The 21,195-nt window shown below is 64.7% G+C and carries 23 protein-coding genes; 13 read left to right on the top strand and 10 right to left on the bottom strand.

All coding sequences use genetic code 11. The features are described 5' to 3' along the window. Positions 1-6: 6 nt before the first annotated feature. Positions 7-960 (bottom strand): quinone oxidoreductase, encoded by a 954-nt coding sequence (locus HB634_RS01565; protein ID WP_063573171.1) that lies wholly within the window; start codon positions 958-960, stop codon positions 7-9. A 119-nt stretch (positions 961-1,079) separates the two neighbouring features. Here HB634_RS01565 and HB634_RS01560 point away from each other — a divergent pair, with 119 nt between their 5' ends. After that, positions 1,080-1,493 (top strand): DUF3224 domain-containing protein, encoded by a 414-nt coding sequence (locus HB634_RS01560; protein WP_213947252.1) that lies wholly within the window; start codon positions 1,080-1,082, stop codon positions 1,491-1,493. Here HB634_RS01560 and HB634_RS01555 read toward each other — a convergent pair. The 3 genes from HB634_RS01555 to HB634_RS01545 form a co-directional block, all read right to left on the bottom strand. After that, positions 1,490-2,683 (bottom strand): DUF2252 family protein, encoded by a 1,194-nt coding sequence (locus HB634_RS01555; RefSeq protein ID WP_213947250.1) that lies wholly within the window; start codon positions 2,681-2,683, stop codon positions 1,490-1,492. The genes HB634_RS01560 and HB634_RS01555 overlap by 4 nt on opposite strands. 143 nt (positions 2,684-2,826) lie before the next feature. Continuing rightward, positions 2,827-3,612 (bottom strand): response regulator, encoded by a 786-nt coding sequence (locus tag HB634_RS01550; RefSeq protein WP_213947248.1) that lies wholly within the window; start codon positions 3,610-3,612, stop codon positions 2,827-2,829. Next, positions 3,609-4,730 carry a histidine kinase gene (locus HB634_RS01545; RefSeq protein ID WP_213947247.1) on the bottom strand — a complete coding sequence of 374 codons (1,122 nt, stop codon included), beginning with the start codon at positions 4,728-4,730 and terminating at the stop codon, positions 3,609-3,611. Before HB634_RS01545 ends, HB634_RS01550 begins: the two co-directional genes overlap by 4 nt. 175 nt (positions 4,731-4,905) lie before the next feature. Here HB634_RS01545 and HB634_RS01540 point away from each other — a divergent pair, with 175 nt between their 5' ends. Next, the gene (locus HB634_RS01540) at positions 4,906-5,283 is read left to right on the top strand and encodes a hypothetical protein (protein ID WP_213947245.1); all 378 of its coding nucleotides are present in this window, start codon (positions 4,906-4,908) and stop codon (positions 5,281-5,283) included. Here the strand turns inward: HB634_RS01540 and HB634_RS01535 are convergent. Next, on the bottom strand, positions 5,266-6,393 hold the full coding sequence (locus HB634_RS01535; RefSeq protein WP_213947243.1) for a hypothetical protein: 1,128 nt from the start codon (positions 6,391-6,393) through the stop codon (positions 5,266-5,268). The genes HB634_RS01540 and HB634_RS01535 overlap by 18 nt on opposite strands. Positions 6,394-6,567: 174 nt before the next feature. Between HB634_RS01535 and HB634_RS01530 the strand changes: the two genes are divergently transcribed. The 4 genes from HB634_RS01530 to HB634_RS01515 all read left to right on the top strand — a co-directional run bounded on the left by HB634_RS01530 (position 6,568) and on the right by HB634_RS01515 (position 9,275). Further along, positions 6,568-7,272 (top strand): pirin family protein, encoded by a 705-nt coding sequence (locus tag HB634_RS01530; RefSeq protein WP_213947241.1) that lies wholly within the window; start codon positions 6,568-6,570, stop codon positions 7,270-7,272. A 4-nt stretch (positions 7,273-7,276) separates the two neighbouring features. Continuing rightward, complete coding sequence (locus HB634_RS01525) at positions 7,277-7,969, top strand: YoaK family protein (RefSeq protein WP_213947233.1); 693 nt, start codon at positions 7,277-7,279, stop codon at positions 7,967-7,969. Between the two features lie 39 nt (positions 7,970-8,008). Then, entirely contained in the window at positions 8,009-8,749 is a 741-nt protein-coding gene (locus HB634_RS01520; protein WP_213947232.1) for a nuclear transport factor 2 family protein, read from the top strand. A 91-nt stretch (positions 8,750-8,840) separates the two neighbouring features. After that, entirely contained in the window at positions 8,841-9,275 is a 435-nt protein-coding gene (locus HB634_RS01515; RefSeq protein WP_213947231.1) for a universal stress protein, read from the top strand. Here HB634_RS01515 and HB634_RS01510 read toward each other — a convergent pair. Continuing rightward, positions 9,272-9,526: a hypothetical protein gene (locus tag HB634_RS01510; protein WP_213947230.1), complete on the bottom strand. Its 255-nt coding sequence runs from the start codon at positions 9,524-9,526 to the stop codon at positions 9,272-9,274. The genes HB634_RS01515 and HB634_RS01510 overlap by 4 nt on opposite strands. A gap of 115 nt (positions 9,527-9,641) precedes the next feature. Continuing rightward, the gene (fabR, locus tag HB634_RS01505; RefSeq protein ID WP_213947226.1) at positions 9,642-10,292 is read right to left on the bottom strand and encodes an HTH-type transcriptional repressor FabR; all 651 of its coding nucleotides are present in this window, start codon (positions 10,290-10,292) and stop codon (positions 9,642-9,644) included. A 95-nt stretch (positions 10,293-10,387) separates the two neighbouring features. On the opposite strand from fabR, the gene HB634_RS01500 reads away from it, so the two are divergent. The 3 genes from HB634_RS01500 (at position 10,388) to HB634_RS01490 (ending at position 13,986) form a co-directional block, all read left to right on the top strand. Then, positions 10,388-11,458, top strand: coding sequence for a ferredoxin reductase (locus HB634_RS01500; RefSeq protein WP_213947718.1), 1,071 nt, complete (start codon positions 10,388-10,390; stop codon positions 11,456-11,458). A gap of 8 nt (positions 11,459-11,466) precedes the next feature. After that, on the top strand, positions 11,467-12,591 hold the full coding sequence (locus HB634_RS01495) for an acyl-CoA desaturase (RefSeq protein ID WP_213947225.1): 1,125 nt from the start codon (positions 11,467-11,469) through the stop codon (positions 12,589-12,591). 96 nt (positions 12,592-12,687) lie between these two features. Continuing rightward, complete coding sequence (locus HB634_RS01490; protein WP_345777445.1) at positions 12,688-13,986, top strand: divalent metal cation transporter; 1,299 nt, start codon at positions 12,688-12,690, stop codon at positions 13,984-13,986. Here the strand turns inward: HB634_RS01490 and HB634_RS01485 are convergent. From HB634_RS01485 to HB634_RS01475, 3 genes are all read right to left on the bottom strand, one after another. Continuing rightward, complete coding sequence (locus HB634_RS01485; RefSeq protein WP_213947224.1) at positions 13,961-14,353, bottom strand: AraC family transcriptional regulator; 393 nt, start codon at positions 14,351-14,353, stop codon at positions 13,961-13,963. The genes HB634_RS01490 and HB634_RS01485 overlap by 26 nt on opposite strands. Positions 14,354-14,355: 2 nt before the next feature. Beyond that, complete coding sequence (locus HB634_RS01480) at positions 14,356-15,828, bottom strand: mechanosensitive ion channel family protein (protein ID WP_213947220.1); 1,473 nt, start codon at positions 15,826-15,828, stop codon at positions 14,356-14,358. Positions 15,829-15,929: 101 nt separating this feature from the next. Then, positions 15,930-17,195 carry a helix-turn-helix domain-containing protein gene (locus HB634_RS01475; protein ID WP_213947219.1) on the bottom strand — a complete coding sequence of 422 codons (1,266 nt, stop codon included), beginning with the start codon at positions 17,193-17,195 and terminating at the stop codon, positions 15,930-15,932. Between the two features lie 158 nt (positions 17,196-17,353). Here HB634_RS01475 and HB634_RS01470 point away from each other — a divergent pair, with 158 nt between their 5' ends. From HB634_RS01470 to HB634_RS01455, 4 genes are all read left to right on the top strand, one after another. Beyond that, entirely contained in the window at positions 17,354-18,607 is a 1,254-nt protein-coding gene (locus tag HB634_RS01470) for a helix-turn-helix domain-containing protein (RefSeq protein WP_213947212.1), read from the top strand. Positions 18,608-18,700: 93 nt separating this feature from the next. After that, positions 18,701-19,969, top strand: coding sequence for a helix-turn-helix domain-containing protein (locus HB634_RS01465; RefSeq protein WP_213947211.1), 1,269 nt, complete (start codon positions 18,701-18,703; stop codon positions 19,967-19,969). After that, the gene (locus tag HB634_RS01460; protein ID WP_082879098.1) at positions 19,966-20,169 is read left to right on the top strand and encodes a YtcA family lipoprotein; all 204 of its coding nucleotides are present in this window, start codon (positions 19,966-19,968) and stop codon (positions 20,167-20,169) included. The genes HB634_RS01465 and HB634_RS01460 overlap by 4 nt, the downstream gene beginning before the upstream one ends. Beyond that, entirely contained in the window at positions 20,166-21,194 is a 1,029-nt protein-coding gene (locus HB634_RS01455) for an HlyD family efflux transporter periplasmic adaptor subunit (RefSeq protein WP_213947209.1), read from the top strand. Before HB634_RS01460 ends, HB634_RS01455 begins: the two co-directional genes overlap by 4 nt. Position 21,195: the final 1 nt, after the last annotated feature.

Raw genomic sequence — 21,195 nt, 5'->3', positions numbered from 1 at the left:
GGGTTATCAAGTGAGCATCACCACTTTGCCGATCGCTCCGCGGCTCTCCAGGAACGCGTGTGCTTTGCCGCCATCGCGCAGGGGAAACGTGCCGGCGATCGTCGGAACCAGCGAGCCTTTGCGGATAAGAGCGAACAGTTCAGAGGCGCGCTGCCTGCGCACCTCGGCGTTGACGAGCACGTTCCATAGGTCGCCGCCGGTGAGGGTCAGCGAACGGTCCATCAGCAGGCGCGGATCGACGGGGTCCGGATCGCCGCCGGCCATGCCGTAAAAGACCACGGTACCGCCCGTGCGCGTGGCGGCGAGGCTGTCGCCTAACGTGCGCCCGACGGAATCGTAGGTGACGTGCACGCCCGCCCCCTCGGTCGCGTCCTGTACACGCTCGACGAGGTCTTCGTAGCCCATGACCATGTCGGCGCCCGCGCGCCGCGCGGCGTCACGCTTGGCGTCGGACGAGGCGACACCGACCACGAGTACGCCCTTGGCACGCAGCATCTGCACCAGCAGGAGGCCAACGCCGCCGGCGGCGGCATGCACCAGTGCCACCTGGCCCGGCTGGGGATTCGAGCTATCGGTCACCAGGTATTGCGCGGTGAGGCCCTGCAGCAGGACGGCCGCGGCCGTCTCTGCCGAAATGTCGTCCGGCAACGGAATCAGCTTGTCCACGTCGACGGCGACCAGTTCGGCGTTGGCGAACGGCATGTCGGCGAAGCCGACCCGGCTGCCTTGGGGATAGGGGCTCCCGGGCGACACGACGACACCTGCCCCTTCGTAGCCGAGGATCCAGGGCGCGGCGCCCGAGAGATGATAGGTGCCGTTGCGGCGATACACGTCTGCGAAGTTCAGGCCTACGGCTTGCGTACGGACGAGCACCTGGCCAGGGCCGGGAACCGGGTCGGCGATGGTGTCCCAGCGCAGGACGTCGGTGCCGCCGAAGCGGTCGAACAGGAGGGCTTGCATGGGCGGACCTGGGGCCTTGTGCCGGGATGTTGACCGTATGGTAGGGCAGATATCGTCCCTGGCGCCCGGGGAGCGTATAACCCGTGAAGGCAGTCACATTCGCCACGCCCGGAGATCCCATGAACAGCAACGCATCCTTGCAACAGGCCAGAGGCAACTTCAGCGTCGAGGTCAAACCGCAGACGCCGGATAACCCCGCCGCCGAGGGATCCGGGCTATCGCGCCTGTCACTGCAGAAGCAGTTCCAGGGAGACCTCGAAGGTACCGGCCAGGGCGAGATGCTTGGCGCTGGCGACGGCAAGACCTCAGGCGGTTACGTGGCGCTGGAGAAAATCAGCGGCACGCTGGGTGGTCGCAGGGGCAGCTTCGTCATGATCCACCGCGCCTTGATGGTGGGTGGTGCTCCGACGGAATGGACGATCGTCGTGGTCCCCGAATCGGGCACCGACGAACTGAGGGGGCTGAGCGGCTCGATGAAAATCATCATCGCCGACGGCAAGCACAGCTACGACTTCGCGTATTCGTTCACCTAGGCGAGCGCTCCAGCGTATTTCCGGCAATGCTCGAGGTACCCGCCCTCGTGCGCCTGAACCAGCTCCACCACGCTACGCCATAGCCACGATGGCGCCTCGATGTTCTGCGGGCGGTTGCGCGCGAGTTCGGCGAGCCAGCTCTTGCGCTGGTCGCGATTCAACTGGGCTGCGTGTGCCCTGCCCACCACGTTGCCCAGATAACGGGCGACCTCCATGGCATCGGCGGGTTCCATCTGTTCGAGGTCGATCTTCAGGTCCTGCGGACGCAGCTCGCGAATGAAAACTGTCTTGCCCTGGATGCGCGAGGCCATCATCCGTTGGCCCAGGTTGGGCGCAAGATGGAGCGCGCCCTCCTTTACGCGGAGAGCGTTGTCGCGAGGCATATCCGCCGTCGCACTTCGTGGCGCGGCCGCGCGCAGTGCCTCCTTGACGTCGACCAGGCAGAGCTCCTTGCCGCCGCTCACGCGCATCAGCAACGCGTAGCGAAGCCGTCCCAGCGAACTGCAGCCCTTGACCCAGTACTTGGCGTCGACGAGCTCGACCGTGGCATCGTCCTTGCGATGCACGAGTTGCGCGACCAGCTTCTGCATGTCGGCACCCGACGCCAATGCCTCGAGCTCGGCGCGCTCTTCATCGGTGACTGCCCAGAAGCGGCGGCCCAGCGGAATGGACGGCTTCGGGCCCGCGATGCGTTCCTCGGCCAGATGCTTCCAGCGGCGCCTGGTCGCCGCCTTCATGACCAGGCCGATGCACGAGGGACGCTCGACGAGGCGATAGTCCTTGCGTCCGCTTCCCATGGCGCGCTCATAGCCGTCGATGAGCTGCTCGACCATGCGCGCCGTAATCACGCCTGGGAGATCGGAACCACGGGCGGCGGTGGCGAGCGACACGGCCAGTCGCACGATGTCATGCGCGGGATTGCCCATGACGGTCTGGTCGAGATCGCGGATCTGGATGTCGATGCCGCCGTTGTTGTCCGCCACCGGCCCGATGTTGCTGACGTGGCAGTCACCGCATATCCAGATGTCCGGCCCCTTCGGCAGCGTACGTCCGCCATGTTCGAGCCAGTCGTAGAACTGCACCGTATTGCCGCGGACGAACGCGTGTGCCGAGCGCGCCATCTTGAGGTTACGTAGCGCCGTCAGGCGTGCTGCGCGATCTTCCGGTTCAACGGTTCCCTTGACTGGCATGGCGCGCCTCGTAAGTTCTTGCGCATCAATGGTGAGCGCGTATAACGAGGCAGCGTGTCGTGGGTCGCGTGAAGCGATTGCGAGGTGAAGGAGAACGGGCCCGCTGGCGCGGGATCGCCGATGAATCGGCTCCTACACTGGTGCTAGCCGGGGCGTGGATCGGTGCGCGTCGAGACGAGGCGGAGGAAGGCTTCGTGTTGGTAGCGGCTCATGCGTAGCTTTTGTCCGGTGTCCATGGTGACTACATGGTGGCCGTTGAACCACGGATGGATGGCCTGTACGCGCCGGACGTTGATAATCGCCGAGCGGTGGATGCGGGCGAACTGATTCGGGTTGAGCCGCTCGGCGAGGGCCGCCATGGTTTCCCGCAGTTCGTACTGCCGGTCAGCGAGATGGATCTGCACGACATTGCCGTCAGCCTTGATCCAGACGATGTCGCTCACGTCGACGAAGGCCACGTGTTCGTCGGTACGTACCGGGATGCGCTCGAGATAGTTGTCGCGCTGTTTGAGCGCGTCGAGCACCTGTTGTATGCCGGAACCGGCCGCCGCATGCACCGCAACGGCGGACAACCGCGCCTTCGCGCGCTGCAGGGTTTCAGTGAAACGCTGCCGGCTGAAGGGCTTGACGAGGTAGTCCACGGCGTTTGCCTCGAACGCCTTGACGGCGTAGTGCTCAAACGCGGTGACGAAAACGGTGGCCGGCATCCGTGCCGCGCCGATGGTCGCCACGACATCCATGCCCTGGATGCCGGGCATCTGGATATCGAGGAAAACGAGGTCCGGCGACTGGTTGCGGATAGCCTGCACGGCGGAGACGCCGTCGCCGCATTCGCCCAGTATCTCGATGTCCGGATCGTCGCGCAGCAGGCGCACGATGGCGCTGCGGGCGAGCGGCTCGTCATCGACGACCAGCGCGGTGATCGTCATGCAGTCACGACCTCGGGTGCGTCATCGATTTCCTCGATCTCACGAAACGGCAGCTGGATCCGGCAAACCACACCCTGTGGCCAGATCATGTCCAGACGGACGTGGGCGGCGTCTCCATAGAGTTCGCGCAAACGTAACTCCGTGTTGGACAAGCCAATGCCGTGCCCTGCACTCTTGCCGATGGTTTGTCCTTCCTTTTCGAGCGTGCTGTTTCGATTGCGCACCTCGATGCGAAGCGTATCGCCGTCGCGGCGACTCTCGATCTCGATACAGTCGACGCCCAGTCGTTCCCCGATACCGTGTCGAATGGCGTTCTCGACGATGGGTTGGAGGATCAGGCTGGGGACCGCACAGTCGAGCGTATCCGGCGACACATAGATTCGCGTGGTCAGGCGGTCCTTGAAGCGCATCTGCTGGATGCCGAGATAGAGGTCCAGCAACACCAGCTCGCGCCGCAAGCTTATTTCCTGGCCATCGTAGTCTTCGAGAAAGGCACGAAGCAGCTCACTCAGGCGCAGCAGCATATCTTCTGCCGAGAGTGCGTCTTCCTTGAGCAAGGTGGCGATGGCATGCAGCGTGTTGAACAGGAAATGCGGCTGCAACTGCGATTTCAGAGCCTGCAGTCGTGATTGTGCGAGCTCGGTGGCAAGACGCCCGGTCTCGACTTCGCGGCGCGTCTTCTCGTCGTGGAAGTGCATGGCTTGCTGGATCGCAAACAGCGCCCAATAGGTAAGCAATCCCGTGGCGAAGTGCTGCCCGACAAACTGACTCAGCTGCTCGCCAAGGGAGCTGCCTTCGGTGAACATCGAGATGAACGCACCGATGATCTGCGCCAGCAGCGTCACGCCAAAACTCAAGGGCAGCTGCATGCCCAGTCCGCGCAATCGCACGGGTGGGCGAATGGGATACCTCGCCGCCAGCCGGAACACCTGCGGCGCCAGTGCGGCCCAGGTGTACCACTGGATCAGCGACCAGCGCAGGTAATCGAAGATGCTCCACGTATGACCCGAGAGGTCGTCCTGCAGGTAGTGCTGCTCGGCGAACACCACGGCGACGATGGTCCACAGGCCGATGTAACGGGCGAGTCCGATCTGTGCGGTACCGAGTCGAACCTTCATGGCGATGCGTCCGATCTGGGATAGCGAGCCATGTTAGGCCGTGCCCGCGACGCCGGGAAGCGTGACGTATGGCCCACTACGATTCGTCAGCGCGCTACGACGATTCGTCCCGAATCGCTTTCCGCATGGCGCCCGAAGCGCTTCCCTGGAGCCTCGATCAGCCAAGGAGAGCCCCATGCACATGCGCCCGATTCGTTTCGCCCGTACCCTCGCGGCCCTGGCCATCCTTGCCTTGGCAGGTCCCGTCATCGCCGCCGACTTTCAGCCGCCGGCAAGCCCGGGACGCCTCTTCCGCATCGTCAATGGCAGCTTCGACAGCGTCACGGCGCTCGCGGTCACGACGGGTTCTGCCGCCAGCTACGAGCCCATCGACCTGCGTGAACCCCTCCAGGGCGGACTCACCTCGACCACGGTGCGGCTGCCCGGGGGCGCATGCCTTCGCGATGTGCAGGTCACGTTTCGCGATGGGCGAAGCCAGGTCTACCGCGATATCGATGTCTGCAAGGCCACCGGCCTTCGCCTGTCCGCGAACCGTCTACCAGCCGCGCACTAACGTGATGGTGATTTCCAGCATGATCAGCACGACGATGGAGATCTCCAGCAGCTCGGCGCGGCGGCTGGAGGCTTCCTCGTAAAGTGCCGCATAGGTGTCGCGGATGATGGCGAGCTTGCGGTCCACGGAGGCGCCCAGCGTCGGCACGCGGAACAGCCCCAGGGCGGTGCTGTAGACGCGCGCCAGGTAGACGTCCTCGGTGACCTGCAAGGCGTTGTCCACGCGCTCGGTCAGCTCGGTCACCTCAGCAACGAGCGTGTATAGCCGGCGGGCCAGGTTGGCGAAGCGGCGCGACGCGAACACCGACGCGGCGCTCCGCGCGTTCTCCACCCTGTCGTACATCCGCGGCAGCTCGTCGTCGAGCAAGGTGTCGTAGTAGCGGAATTCGACGAGCTGGGCGTTGGCCACTTCGATCACGTCGGCCACGTCGGAATCGCGGCGGGGCTCGTAGATGAAGGCACGATCCCAGGTGAGCACCACCAGGTCGTCCGCGTAGTAGGAAAAACTGCGCGACATCAGTTCCTTCCGGGCAGCAGGCGACAGGCGCCGTTTTTCGCCGGAGAGAAGGCTGGTCAGGTCGACGCGTTCCTTCAGGGCGACGGCATCCATCGGTTCGTCGAACGCATGCACCGTGCCGATCAGGTAGTCCTCTTCCAGGGAAGCATCGATCGCGGGACGGTCCAGCGCGGGTGAAATGATGTCGCGAACGCGGGCGAGCAGCTCCGTCCAGAAGTCCAGGGGACCGGCCGGGCCGAGCAGACGGTCGAGTGCGTCGAAGTCGGCGACAAACTGGCTCCATGACTGGTCCTTGACCTTGACCCGTGCCGCCAGCGCCGCCACGCCGAAGTCGTAGAGGCGCACGGAAAGCTGCACCGCGACAGGCCCCGACCCCAGCATCAACTCGACTTCGCCCAGCGCAAGCCATAACGGGGCCACGCCAAAAGCCACCGCCTTGGGCGGTGTGCTGGACAGGTACGAACGGCTGAATGCACTGCTCGCCCGCGCGGCCCAGAGCGTCTGGGCTTGCACGAGATCGATGGTGTAAGCGATATCTATCAACCGCAGCGCGGTCAGTTCACCGGAAGAGACAATCGGTTCGAGAGATGGCACCGAGGCAACCTGAAGCAAAGGACGACCCAGTTTAGTCCCGCTTCGTGACACTCCGCCGCCATCGGCCGGTAAAGCAGTGCTTTGTGCAAGAGCTTGCAAGCCTGCTCCGCTAGCTTAACGCGGGTATGCTGGTCGTAGATCCGGCCATCCCCTTGCGCCCTCCGGAGTTAACCCATGTTCGTCATCCGCCACGCAGCCGACCGCGGCCACGCCAACCATGGCTGGCTCGATTCGCACCACAGCTTCTCGTTTGCCGACTATCGCGACGAGGACCACATGCACTTCGGGCCGCTTCGCGTCATCAACGAAGACCGGGTCGCTGCCGGCGCCGGCTTCGGCACGCACTCCCACCGCGACATGGAAATCATCAGCTACGTGCTCGATGGCGAACTGGCCCACAGCGATTCCATGGGCAACAAGGTCGTGATCCGCCCCGGCGAAGTGCAAATCATGTCTGCGGGCAGCGGCGTGACCCACTCGGAAGAGAACCACGCGAAGACGCTGACCCACTTCCTGCAGATCTGGATCATCCCCAACGAACTGCACCTGAAGCCCGGATACGAGCAGAAGACCTACCCGGACTCTGAAAAGCGCGGCAAGCTGCGCCTGGTTGCCAGCCAGAGCGGCGAACACGGCTCGGTGACCGTGCACCAGGACGTACGGATCTACGCAGGCCTGTTCGGTCCGGACGAAACCGCGCATCACAATATCGACTACGAGCGGCTGGTGTACGTGCACGTCGTACGCGGTACGGTGCACGTCAACGGCCATCCGCTATCGGCAGGCGACGCGGCGAAGATCACCGCCGAGCAACGCGTGGTCCTGAGCGATGGCGTCGACAGCGAGGTGCTGGTGTTCGATATGGCGCCACTGGAATGAGCCCATGCCTGCACCAGCGCCGATAACCGATCGGGACCCGCTGGTCGTCCTGCTCACCTTGCTTTCGCTGACCACGGGTATCGTCGACGCGACGAGTGTGCTCGGCCTGGGCAAGGTGTTTACCGCGAACATGACTGGCAACGTCGTGTTCCTGGGGTTCGCCGCTGCGGGGGCGCCCGGGTTCCACTGGGAGCTTTACGTGCTCGCGCTCCTCGCGTTCGGCCTGGGCGCGATCGGGTCCGGACGTCTGGGTCGCTATTTCATCGGTCGCAGCCGGCGCCGCTGGCTCATCGCCTCCGCCGCGCTGGAAGCGAGCCTGCTCTGGATCGCAGCTGGCTGCGCCTTCGCCATGCCCTCGGATACCGGTGCGAGCCTCCGATCGATACTTATCGCCCTCGTTGCGATTGCCATGGGCGCCCGCAACGCGACGGTTCGTCAACTCAATATCCCCGATCTGACCACGACGGTCGTCACCCGCACCATCACTGGCCTGGCCGCCGATTCCCGCCTCGCGGGCGGACCCGGGCACAATCTCGGCCGACGACTGCGCGCCATCCTCTCCTTGTTCGTCGGTGCCGCCGTGGGCGCGTTCATGGTGCTGCGCTGGGGCCTCGCCCCTCCTCTGGCACTTGCCGGCGCGACGGTCCTCGTCTTTACACTGACCCTCGCAAGGGACGAAGCCCGAAGCGAAGCCTAGGCGCGGTCGTCCCGGTTTTCTCTCCCCGAGGAGGCTCGTATGGCGACGCGAAACCCTGCTGTTTTTGCCCTTCCCCTGCTCATTTGCTGCGTCTCCCTTTCAGCAGCGGAAGCGCCCCCGGCGCTGACCAGGGAGCTGGTCGCGTCCACACAAGCCCTCGTGGACGCGCTCCCGAAAGGCGACAAGGCGCCATGGCAGCGACTGCTTACGGACGATGCCGTGCTGATCGACGAATTCGGGCGGGTGACGCACAAGGCAGACACCATCGCGTCCCTTCATCCTTTTCCAGAGGGCTTTTCAGGCAGCATCGAGTTGCGGGATCCGCACGCCACGCAACACGGCAATACAGCGACCCTGCAAGTGGAGGAATACGAGCAGGAGACCGTCTTCGGCCAGAAACTCACGGTGCGGTACCAGGCGCTGCTCACTTACGTGAAAGAAGGCAACGACTGGAAGGTCGTCGGCTACGCAGATGTCACCCTGCCGACCGAACCACCCAGGCTCGTCGTCAAGAACATACACGCCGACGACTACACCGGAACCTATCGCTACGCCCCCACGCGCGCATGGACCGTTGTGAACACGGGTGGCGAACTCAGCTACACGACGCATCCTGGCGGCACGCCCAACGTGCTCCAGCCGTTGGGCGAGGATATTTTCATGGGCAGCGACGACGAACGGAACCTGCTTATCTTTCACCGTGATGCCGACGGAAAAGTCGATGAGGTGATCGAGCGGCGGAAATTCAACGACCTGAGACTGGCCCGGGATGCGCGCTAGGACGCCCGGTCAGGAGGCTGCGACAAACGAACAACCCCTGACGGACGATGCCAGGAGTACGTTAGCCAAAGTCACCACTGTGAGGGCGATCATGTTCAAGCACATTCTCATTGCGACGGACGGCTCGGACGCGTCCACCCGCGCGGCGGACCAGGCCATCGGCCTGGCGGCACAACTCGGGTCCAAGGTCCTGGTGCTGTGCGTGGAGCCCCCCACGCCTGCCTTCGTCTATATCGCCGAAGCCATACAGGGCGCGGACGCGTTGCCGGCAGCAACGGCGAAACGTACACAGGGTTGCCTGAGCGATGTATGCGCGAAGGCCCAGGCGGCCGGCGTGCCTTTCAGTAGCCAGACCGTGATCGACAGTCGGCCTTACTGCGAGATCGTCAGCATCGCCGCGCGTGAGCATTGCGACCTCATCGTCATGGGTTCGCACGGTACCCGTGGGCTGGACCGCCTATTGCTTGGCAGCGAGACACATAAAGTGCTCTTGAGCACGGACATCTCCGTGCTTGTGTGCCACTAGCCGTTAGCCCGTTTGACATTCTTGGCCCGCGCGATGCGCCGGCCAGCTGGCGTGATCTTCCAGTACTCGTCCGCTTCCCTGGCGACCAGCCCGAAGCGGGCAAGGCGAGCGCATGCGGCGCAGTCGAGATGGCCGATGGCCAGAAAGCTGGTGTCGTCGAGTTGACGCAGTGTGGCCACGTCCAGTTCGTCGAGTGCGTCGGTCGGCAGCGTGCACTCGCCGCCGCGTGGTGATCGGTGTTGCCCTGGCATACGGTCTCCCTGTCCCCAGCGCCATCATGGCGTCGGGGGGAGCGGGAGTCACCGGACCTGCCGGGAACCTGCCGATTTTGCACGTGGATCGACCGCGCGGTTCAGGACGGCGAGGTCAGGACGCCGAGGTATCCAGCACGCGAGCCCCGGTAATGATCATGCGCAGCATCTGCGAGATCTGTTCGATCAGCTCGGGGTCGCGCTCGGGCGGCTGGTCCATCGCCACAGCACCCATGGCGAACACGAGGCGGGTAATCGCCTTGGACACCAGTGCGGGCTCATGCAGCCTGGCGCGCTCGGCGGCCGCCAGCCGGATCAGGTCGACCCGCAGCTCGTCCTCGAAGTAGCTCAATTCGCGTTCGACCGCCTGCTTGAAGGCATCGGAGCCAACCGCGCCTTCGCGCAGGAGCACATGCAGCAGCTTGTCGTCCGCGCGCAGCTGTTCCATGAACGTCTCGACAGACACACGGATCACGCTGCGATCGGTGGACGTGGCGCGCTCGCGCGCCTGGCCGATGATGGTGCGCAGCGAGCGGCCGGCCAGGTCGATCAGGGCGATGGCCAGTTCGTCCATGTCGCGGAACTGGCGATAGAAGCTGTTCGGCGAGATGCCGGCTTCACGCGTTACCTCGCGCAGGCTCACCGTCGACAGGCTGCGGTGCGGCCCGATCAGCTTGAGGGCGGCCACGATCAGGTCCTCACGCGCAATCGCCGGCTTCCGCGGCAGCGGAAGGACGGATGACGGGGTCAGGATGATCGAGGTCATGGGGCGGCGATGAAGGAAGCAGGGTCAATCATAACCCGTCGACACCAATGCACAACTGTATACACAGGTGTATGAGCATGCGTATAGTGACCCCCATGAACGCGATTCTCGCCCCCCGGCCCCTGTGGCCCGTCCGCCTGGCCCGGCGCGTGGTCTCGCCGGCCCTGTTCGACTTCTGGTCCACGCGGATCAACCCGCTGTGGACCCTGGAGCAGCCGCTGGCAAGGCTCGTGTCCCGCTCGCAGGCCAGCCGCGATGCGGTCACGCTCGTTCTCCGGCCCAATCGCCATTGGCGGGGATTGCTCCCCGGCCAGCACGTCAACGTGGATGTCGAGATCGAAGGGCGACGTTTGCAACGCAGCTATAGCCCCACCGTCCTGGACGACGGGAACCTTGAGATCACGGTCAAGGCGATCACCGGCGGCCGGGTCAGCGGCCATCTGGCTCGCGACGCGCGGATCGGTGAGGTAGTGGCGCTGGGAGCGGCCTTCGGCGACATGGTGCTGCCGAACGGGAAGGACGACCTCCTGCTCCTGGCCGCCGGTAGCGGCATCACGCCGATGCGTGCGCTGCTTCGCTCGCTGGCGGCGCGCGGCATGCCGGTCAACGTGGATCTGATGTACTGGGCACGCCGCCGCGACGAGCTGTGCTTCGTCGACGAGCTGGACGCCCTGGCGGCCGCCCATCCTCGCCTGCGTGTGCGTTATTTGCTCACCCGCGAGGACGCCTCGCCGGATCCGCGCATCGACACCGTGTCGCTGGATGCGATCGCCGCGCTCGCCGGGCGTCGCGTTCTTGCGTGCGGCCCGGGTGGCTTCGTGCAGGCCGCTCGCAGCCGCCTGGACGGCAAGGTCGCCCACTTCGACGCTGAAGCTTTCAGCGTTCCTGTACGCGTCGACGGTGACGAAGGCGACGTGGAGGTGCATCTCGCGCGCAGCGGTCGCACGCTGCAACTGCCTCGCGGGAAGTCGCTGCTGGAAGGCCTCGAAGCGCAGGGCATTCGTCCGCGCCACGGCTGCCGCATGGGCATCTGCAACACCTGTGCCTGTGGGCGCCAGTCGGGCACCACGCGCCAACTCCTTACCGGTGATCTCAGCAGCGAACCTTCTTCGCAAGTGCGCCTGTGCATCAGCGCGCCGAGCACCGACCTGATTCTGGACCTCTGAGTACCCTTATGAGCCGTGTCCGCAACCGCACTCTCTCGCCCGCCGACCTGCAGGCCTTCGGTGATGAACTCGACGCCATCCGCGCCCGGGTCACGGCCGATATCGGCCAGCGTGACGCGAAGTACATCCGGAAAATCGTGGCCTCCGTGCGCTGGTGCGGCGTTGCCGGCCGCGCACTCCTGTTCCTCGGCGCCTTCGTCCACAGTGTGCTGATTCCTGCGTGGATCGCCGGCGTCGTGTTGCTCGCCCTGTCGAAGATCCTCGAGAACATGGAGCTGGGCCACAACGTCATGCACGGCCAGTACGACTGGATGAACGATCCCAAGCTCAACGGCCATACCTATGAGTGGGACATCGTCGCGACCGGTGACAACTGGCGCAAGACGCATAACTTCCAGCACCACACCTATACGAACGTCCGCGGCATGGACGACGACATCGGCTATGGCTTGCTGCGTATTTTCCCTGAGCAGCGTTGGCGCCCGTTCTACCTGATGCAGCCGGTCATCGCCATGGTGTTCATGGTGCTGTTCCAGTGGGGCGTGGCCATCCAGGAGCTTCGTGTGGGCCGCTGGTTCGCCGGCAAGAAATCCACCGCGCAGATGCGCGAAGATTTCCGCCCGGTGCGCCGCAAGATGGGTCGCCAGCTGCTCAAGGATTACGTGGTGTTCCCGCTGCTGGCCGGCCCGTTCTTCCTGCCGGTGCTGCTGGGCAACATGCTTGCCAACACGCTGCGCAGCATCTGGACCTTCGTCATCATTTTCTGCGGCCACTTCACCGCTGACGCCGAAGTGTTTCCGAAGGAATCGATCCGCAACGAATCGCGTGGTCACTGGTACCTGCGCCAGCTTCGCGGCTCGTCCAACATCTCGGGCGGCAAGCTGCTGAACGTGCTGTCGGGCAACCTCAGCCACCAGATCGAACATCACTTCTACCCCGACCTGCCGGCCAATCGCTACGCCACGATCGCCGTTGAAGTGAAAGAGATCTGCGCACGCTACGGCCAGCACTACAACACAGGCTCCCTGCCCCGTCAGTTCGGCCAGGTCATCTGGCGTATCTGGCGGCACGCGCTGCCCAGCCGCCCCGGCAGGAAATTGCGAGCGGCCGAACCGGCACTGCAAGGCGGCTGATCCCCACCTTCACTGTTCCTTCGGCGCGCTGGCGCACCATGAGGGTGTGGCAGCTTCGCCGGGCAACGGCCCGGCGCTCCACCCGAGGAGTGCCACGTGCCGTTGCCACGATCCGTTCGCATTCCGTCGCTGCCCCGCATCCATCACGGCTCATGGTTCAAGCGACTGAGCGGGGGCCTCATCACCGGTGCGGCAGATGACGACCCCAGCGGTGTAGCCACGTATTCGCAGGTGGGCGCGAAGTTCGGCTACGCCACGCTGTGGTCACTCCTGTTCTCGTTGCCACTGATGATCGGCATTCAGATCATCAGCGCGCGGATCGGTCGGGTCACCGGCATGGGTCTGGGCCAGAACATGCGCGACCACCTGCCTCGCTGGCTGGTGGTTGCCACCATCGGCCTCCTGGTCATCGCAAACTTCATCAACATCGGCGCCGATGTCGCCGCGATGGGTGCGGCACTCCAGCTCCTGATCGGCGGTCCTGCGATTGCCTACGGCATGGCCTTCGCCTTGCTGTCGCTCCTGCTGCAGATTTTCATTCCCTTTGCCCGTTACTCGCCGATTCTCAAGCTGCTTACGGCCAGCCTGTTCGCCTACGTCGCCACCGTGTTCGTCGCCCGGGTGCCATGGGCCGAAGCGTTCCACGGCGCCTTCGTGCCGGCGTTCCAATGGAACAGGGAATACGCCGTCGCGATCGTCGCCATACTGGGCACCACCATCAGCCCTTACCTCTTTTGCTGGCAAGCTGCGCAGGAGGTGGAAGAGATACGCGCCAGCCACCAGCGCGAACCCCTGCTCCAGAAAGCCGCGCAGGGACCCGATGCCTTGCGGCGGATCAACATCGATACGTCGGTAGGCATGCTCCTTTCCAACGTCGTCGCGTTCTTCATCATGCTGACGGCGGCAGCGGTACTGCACGCGCATGGCAAGACCGACATCCAGACCTCGGCCGACGCCGCGCTGGCACTCAAGCCACTGGCAGGACGTTTCGCCTTCGTTCTCTTCGCCGCAGGCATCATCGGCACCGGATTGTTGGCCGTGCCGGTCCTTGCGGGGGCGACGGCATTCGCCTGCAGCGGTGCCACGCGCCACGTCTACGGCCTCGAATACACGCCGAAGCAAGCGACCTTCTTTTATGGCGTGCTGGTGGTTTCGATGCTCGGCGGCGCCGCACTGAATCTCACCCCCGTCGATCCCATCAAGGCGCTTTACTGGAGCGCTGTCATCAACGGCGTATGCGCCGTGCCGATGATGATCGCCATCCTCGTGCTCGCCCAGCGAACCAGCGTCATGGGCACGTTTGCCGTACGCGGCTGGCTACGTTGGCTGGGCTGGACCGCGACGGCCGTGATGGGCGTCGCCGCCGTCGTCATGTTCGCGACGCTTGGGACGTGAGCACGCGGAGCACGGGGGGCCTGTTGTCCAGCCGCCAGCGGCTTGGCGTCTCGCCGGTCATGCGCCGGAACACGTTGGAGAAGTGCGGCTGGTCGGCCATGCCGCAGGCGAGCGCTATCTCGCTCAGCGGCTGATCGGTCGAGAGCATCAACCGCATGGCGTAGGCGACGCGACGGCGCATCAGATAGGCCCGCGGCCGCTCGCCAAAGCTTCCCTTGAAGGCGCGGCAGAAGTGTCCGACCGAGAGATGCACGAGGCCTGCGAGCTGGTGCAACGGCACCTGCGCGCCGAGGTTCGCTTCCATGAAAGCGGCGATGCGTCGCGCCTGCAGTTCGCTAAGCCGGGCTTCCGGCCTGACATAAGCCACGTTCAATGCCTTTGCGAAAGGCCATGCAGGCGACGCATGCCCGCAAGCAACCGGTGGAAGATATCCGCGTGCGAATCGGTTTGCACGGGCAGGTCCTTGAACGCCTCGGAGGCGATCGCCTGGAAGGCGACGAGTCCGTCCAGCATGTCCTGTCCGGCAGCTGGATTGGCTTGCAGGATCGGCGTCAATGCTGCTTTGGGAACCCAGGCAACCGACACGTGACCGATGGCGCGCAGCTTGATGGGCACACTCTCACCCGTGAGCACTCCTGCCCTGCCCACGGCGTCGCCCGGTGAAAGACGCGCGATCTCGACGTAGCGTCCGGCGTGTTCCGCGAGCAGGCCGGCCACGCCGGAGGTGACGATGTAAAGCGCGCGGCGCTCGTCCGGGCACTGCACGCCCACCTCGTAGATCATCTGGCCCGGCTCGAACTGCTTTCTGTCCATCGCGTCGGCGAGCTGGCCCAGCTCCGCCTCGCTGAGCGAACGGAACATTTCGATCTCGCGAAGCAGGCTGACCGCGTCCTTGGACAGGTCATGCACCGGCTGGCCAGAAGAAAGCGGGATGCCGTTGGCAAGGAAGTGCCGATGGATCTGGTCGATGAGTTGATTGCGCACTTTCACCTTCGCGCTCATCGCGTCGACGTAGACGACCACGCGGTAATCGACATGTTTCCCGTGGAGTCCGATCGCGGTCACCGTCGGCGCGGGCGTCGCGAGAATGCCGCGGGTGCTGGTCACCGCATCGGTCAGCGCGGCGATCACGCTGGCCGGTCGGGCGTGCGTCGTGACCTGCACAGGCACATCCACGCCGTGGGTCTTCTCCGGACGGCTCTGGTTGATGATGTTCGACTTGGCCGCGGAGCTGTTCGGCACGATGACCGTGTTGCCGTCGCCGTTGAGCAGGGTGGTCGCACGCCAGTTGCTCTCGATGACCTCGCCCTGGATATCGCCGATGGTGACCGAATCGCCAATGCTGAAAGGTTCTGTCGCGCTGAGCACGACGCCGGAGAAAACATCCGCGAGCGTGCTCTGCACCGCGAGGCCGATAACGATGGCCACGGCGCCCGAGGTCGCGAGGAGACCGCCGATCGGAAGGTTGACGACAAAAACCAGGCCGGCGACCAGGGCGCCCATGAACGTAAGGGCGCGCACGACGTCGCGGAAGAGTTTTTCGCGCAGCCCCTGCGGAAGGACGAAGGCACTCATCAAGGCCGTGGCGATCTGCGCGAACTGCAGCCACCACATCAGTTCCAGCACCTGGGCAACAAAGTGCCGCAGCGGCTCGCCTTTCCAGGGCGCCTCGTCGAACGGCACCAAGCCATGTGTCCAAAGGACATAAGACAGCAGGAGGAAGAGTGGAATCCGCACGAACGTGTGGCCTTTCCTGCCGCCGAAGCGCAGGAAACGCCAAGACAGGAAGTCGAGGGCGAGGACGCCGACGCCGAGCAGCATCGCGCTATCGAGGAAGGTCACGTGTTCTCCCCCAGGGGCTTGGATGGCAGCGTCCATGCTTTCAGACTAATGGAGCCATCGTTTCACGGAATCGTGCATAGCGACAAGCTGGCTATGCTTTTTCACAAGGTCCCGGTGTGCCGGCTGAGCCGGCGAAGCTGGATCACCAGATCCAGTTTCGATATCCATCCGGGATTGTCCAACTGCGCACCGAGGATCGACTCGAGCCGCGCCAGCCGGTAGTTGAGCGTGTTCGGGTGGATGCCCAGGGCGCTGGCGGTGAGTTTCCGGTGCTGGCCCTGGTCGAAGTACGTCGCGAGGGTGAAAAGCAGCTCGGGCTCGATCGCTATCCGTTCGAGCAGCGAGTTGAGGTAACGCAGTACGTTGTCGGTGCCGAGCACGCTGTCCGTCACTGCCTGATCGGAATACAGGAACACCGCCGGACCGTCACTGCGGTTGCGCCCGGCTTGCAATGCCTTGAAAGCTTCGTCGACCGACGTCGCCCATCCCGCAGCACCCTCGTTCATCAGCCCGACCCCGACCCCATGAACTTGCGAAACGGAACGCACCAGCGAATGGGCGTGCGTCCGCATGCGCAGATCCGTCGTGAGCATGGATTCGCCGCGTACGGCCGGCACCCATATGACGAGGCGGCCCTGATGGACCGCGCTGACCAGATCGTCGGTCGCCAGTTTCAGTTGCCGGGCAATGGCCAGGACGAGTTGTTCCACCTCGCTCTCGTGCCGGGACGCCAGGATGTCCGGAATGGCGAGGTCGAGCGCCAGTGCCACGCGTGGCATGGTCGAGTCCAGCCCAAGCGAATCGCAGGCGCGGCGGAAGCCCGCGGCGTCTTCGGGGAAACTGAACACCACGCAGACCAGTTCGTTGCGGAGCGACTGGCGCCATCTGGCCTGCCGGTACTGTTCGTCCACGTAGGCAACACCGACCGATTGCGCCAGCTGATCGAAGAATCCGAGCAGGCTGGGACATACCGTCGTGAGGAGTCCCTCGAGAACCTCGCGATCTTCAAGGCCAACCTCTACCATCGCCTGCCATAGCTCCAGCGAGCCGATGCGGATAGCCGTGAGCAACGCGGTGAGAGGTACACCCAGGTGCACGCGGCGCCGGCCGTACGCTTCGAGAAGCTCGCGGTCCCCCCGGGTGGGGGCCCTTCCACCGAGCAATGTCTTGAACCAGAGTGTCACGGAGAAGGCGACATGCGCTCTCACGTCTTCCCGGTGCGCCTCGGGCAGTGCGCGATACGCCTCGTCCGACACGGTGATCGCCGCATACACCCGCTCGACGATGCGGGCATGCTCGCCAGCCAGTTGCTCGGTTTTCGCCCGCAGCTTTGGCCCCAGTTCGGGAGCCGTTACCAATATCCGCACAACATCCCTTGCATCCCGTCGCGTCGTCTCGCGCTCAACGCCTGTTGTAGCAGTTGACGCACAGCCGGCCCATCGTGAAAAACGTGGTTCGACTTGTGGAGTTTCACAGTCGCCCGCGCGCATACTCATCCACGATGTCCGGGAGGATCCGTTTGTCTATGCACACCCCGCGCCTGCACGGTCGCCTCCGGGACATGGCCCGGGGGATCGCCGAGGACCCTGCCCCCATCGTTGCGCGGATCGGCCGTACGCTGATCGACAACGACGAAAGCTATGCAGCCCTCTCGCCCGCCATCAAGCAGGACGTCCGCGATTTCCTCGCGTTTTCCGCGGGTGTATGGTTTCGCACACTGCTGGACGGCGATCCTCCCACCGACGCCGAACGTCAGGTATTGAGCGACACGGTACGTCGTCGGGTGCATCAGGGCATCAGCCTCACGTCCATTCTTCGCGCCGTTCGCCTGGGCTCACGCGAGCTTTGGTCGACGCTGCTGGAGGTGGCCCGGGACGACACCGGGGCACGGGACGAACTGGTCCTCGTCTTTTCGACCTACCTGCTCGATTATTTCGACGATCTGGCCGAGCGGATCGCTTCGACCTACCTCGACGAGCAGTTCCAGCACGCGCGCTGGCGGGATGCCCTGCGCTACGAGCTGATGAGCGTCATTTTCAGCTTTCCCGATGATGACGCAGCCTTCCACCGGGCCGCCGCAGCACTCGGCCTGGATCCCGCGGCACCGCGGGTCTGCCTTGCTCTGGACGTGAAGCTGCCCGAAACGCTCCCTTCGCACAGGGAGGGCGAACTGGACCGGACTCTCCTGGCCATTTCCCGCAGCATCGGGGTACCGGCGGACGATCTTGTCCGTTCGCTGTATCGCGGACGCCTGGTGATCTGGCTGCCGGTGGCCCGTGGCGACTCGGTGCTGGCGGCCGACAACCTCGTGCTACACCAGGCCGCCGAGCTCGTGGGCGCCGTCACCTGCGTAAGGAAGGTCGGCATCGGCCTGATGAACCAGGGCGCCCGTGGCTGGTCGACCAGCATGGAGGAAGCGTTCCGCGCGCTCGACCAGGGCCCGCGAACGGCGCCGCAGCGTCACGTCTACGCGTTCTCCGACATGGTGCTCAACGAAAGCGTGCTTCGAAGCGGGAATGCCTTGCGCTACCTCGACGCCCTGATGGAACGCCTTTCCCACGAATCCGAACTGCTCACGACGCTCGCCGCGTTCTTTGACGGCGGTCAGCACCGCAAGCATGCGTCGGAACAGTTGGGTATCCATCCCAATACGCTCAACTACCGGTTGGGCCGGATCGAGGACATCCTCGGTGGTTCGTTCGACGATGCCGCGTGGCTCTCTCGCCTGCACGTGGCGCTGACGCTTCGCCGCGCCAGCGAGCGCGACCCTCCTGTGTAAAAACACATCCGCATTGTGCGTTTACACGATGCCCGTTCGAGCCATTAAGCGCTTAAATCCCTCCCCATCGGCGCTCCGCCGTGGGGATCCCACATGGACCACTTCGTGCCGCAGGCAAGCGGCAGGCTTGCCGATGTAGCGATCGCACTGGCCCGGCATCCGCAGGCCATCGTCGAGCGCGCGAGCCATGCGCTGCTTCATGGCGATCCCGCCTACGCGGCCCTCCCCGCATCCATCCGCGCGGATGTCCGTGATGCCGTCGAGTTCGCGGCACGGCTATGGCTGACAGCGATCGTGGACGGCCGCGCGCCCAGCGATGAAGAACTGCTGACCGTGGCCGAATCGGGCCGACGTCGCGTCCATCAAGGCGTTCCCCTCTCCAGTCTCCTGCACGCCGTGCGCCTGGGCTCGCGCGAACTCTGGCATGCCTTGCTCGAGCAGTGCGGCACGGGACCGGAATCCCGCGAGCAACTGCTCAGACTGTTCTCGCCATTCCTGCTCGACTTCTTCGACGCACTGTCGCAACGGCTGGCGTCGGCCTATGTCGACGAGCAGTACCAACGAGCGCGCTGGCGGGACGCGCTGCGCTATGAACTGCTCAGCATCATCTTCAGCTTCTCCGACGATGCGGCAGCCTTCCGACGTACGACCGAAGCCCTGGGACTGGACCCCGAAACGCCACGGGTGGCCCTCGCGCTCGAGGTGGACCTGCCCGAAGTACTGCCCTCGCGCATGGAAGGCGAGCTCGACCGCATCGTGCTGTCTGTCTCGCGTTGCCTCAAGGTTTCCGCCGGCGACCTCGTCCGTACCTTTCATCGCGGCCACGTGGTGATCTGGCTGCCGACGGTCCGGGGCGATTCGGTACTCGCGACCGATACCTTCATGCGTGCCTATGCCAGGGAAGTCATGGACAGTACGCGCGATGTCCGCGCGATCGGGATCGGCCTGATGAACGCCGGCGCGGCAGGCTGGGCGGCGAGCGTCAACGAGGCCTTGCGTGCCCTGGAGTCGAGCCGACTCGCAGGGGCCGGCGCTCCGATCTCCTCCTATTCCGACTTTGTCCTCGAGGAAAGCGCGCTGCGCTCGGACAACGCGCTTCGCTACCTCGAGGCGCTGATCGACCGCCTCTCTCACGAGCAGGAACTCCTGCAGACGCTCTCCGCGTTCTTCGAACACGGCCAGCACCGCAAGCAAACCTCGGAGCACCTGGGCATTCATCCCAACACCCTCAATTACCGACTCGGCCGCATCGAGGAAATCCTCTGGGCGGACCTGAGCGACATGAACTGGCTGGCCAGGCTGCACGTGGCTATTCAACTGCGGCAGGTCAGCGACCGAACCGCTACCCCGGAGCGACCATGATGTCACCGACCCTTTCCGTCTTCGGCTCGTTCTTTCCTACGTGGCTGCTGTTCGCCCTGCTGGGCGTGATCTTCGCCTTCGTGGTGCGCGCGATCTGCGTCAGGCGCCATTGGGATGTCGCCCTGCCCATGCCCGTCCTTTTTTACCTGGCCTGCGCCGCGGCGTTTACGTTCGGTAGCTACCTCGTGTGGCTGGCATGACCGCGCCCTCGCGCCGTGCCGGTATCGTGGCGACCGCTATCGCGGTCGTCCTCGCCGTCCTGTTCTTTACCCTGGTGCTTCTCCGCATCGATGCGCAGCCCCGCACCCACGTGGCTTACCTGTATGCCGATACCACCGCGCTCGCGCCGGACGTAGGCGGGCGCATCGTTGCCATCCACACGCACGACAACCAGGCGGTGCACGCGGGCGACCTGCTGATCGAGATCGATCCGGAGCCTTACGAGCTGCATCTGCGGCAAGCGCATGCCCAGGTCGCCGCGCTCGAAGCGCAGGTGAGTCTCGCGGGCCGTCAGGTCACGTCGCAGAATTCGGGCGCCCAGGCCGCACAAACCAATGTCGTTCGCGCCCGGACCCAGTTGAAGCTGGCCGACGAAACGCTCGCACGGCTGCAACCGATGGTGGCGCCCGGCTATGTCACCCAGCAAAAGCTGGATGAAGCCATCGCCAACCAACGTTCCGCCGCCGCCGCATTGGACGCCGCGTCGAGTCAGGCCGACCAGGCGCGGCAGGGCGTCAGCGACACCCACACGCTGGAAGCCCAACTGGAGGGATCGCGAGCCTCCCTGTTGCTGGCCGAGCGCGACCTGCGCATGACACGCCTCGTCGCCCCGTTCGACGGCGTCGTGACCGGCCTGCAGATTGCCGAGGGAACGTACGCCGTCGCCGGACACCCGCTGTTCACCCTGGTCGACGCGCGCCGTTGGTACGCCGTGGCGGACTTCCGTGAAACCGATCTGTCCGGCATGGCCGTGGGCGACCGCGCTTCCGTCTGGCTGCTCGGCGATACGGCGCGCAGCGTGCCTGGCCACGTGGAAAGCCTTAGTCCCGGCGTGCAGGGCGAGGTGGGTGGCGGACCCGGTTTGCCGACCGTGGAGCGGTCACTGAAATGGGTCGTCATCGCCCAGCGCTTCCCGGTACGGATCCTCCTGGACAATCCCCCGCCTGCGCTGATGCGCATCGGCGCGACGGTGACGGTCGTCGTGCGAGGCCCGCATGTTCGCTGAT

Source organism: Luteibacter sp. dw_328 (genome assembly GCF_018449605.1).
Taxonomy (GTDB): domain Bacteria; phylum Pseudomonadota; class Gammaproteobacteria; order Xanthomonadales; family Rhodanobacteraceae; genus Luteibacter.
The sequence above is the reverse complement of the archived record's forward strand: the minus strand, read 5'-3'. Positions and strand labels throughout refer to the sequence as shown.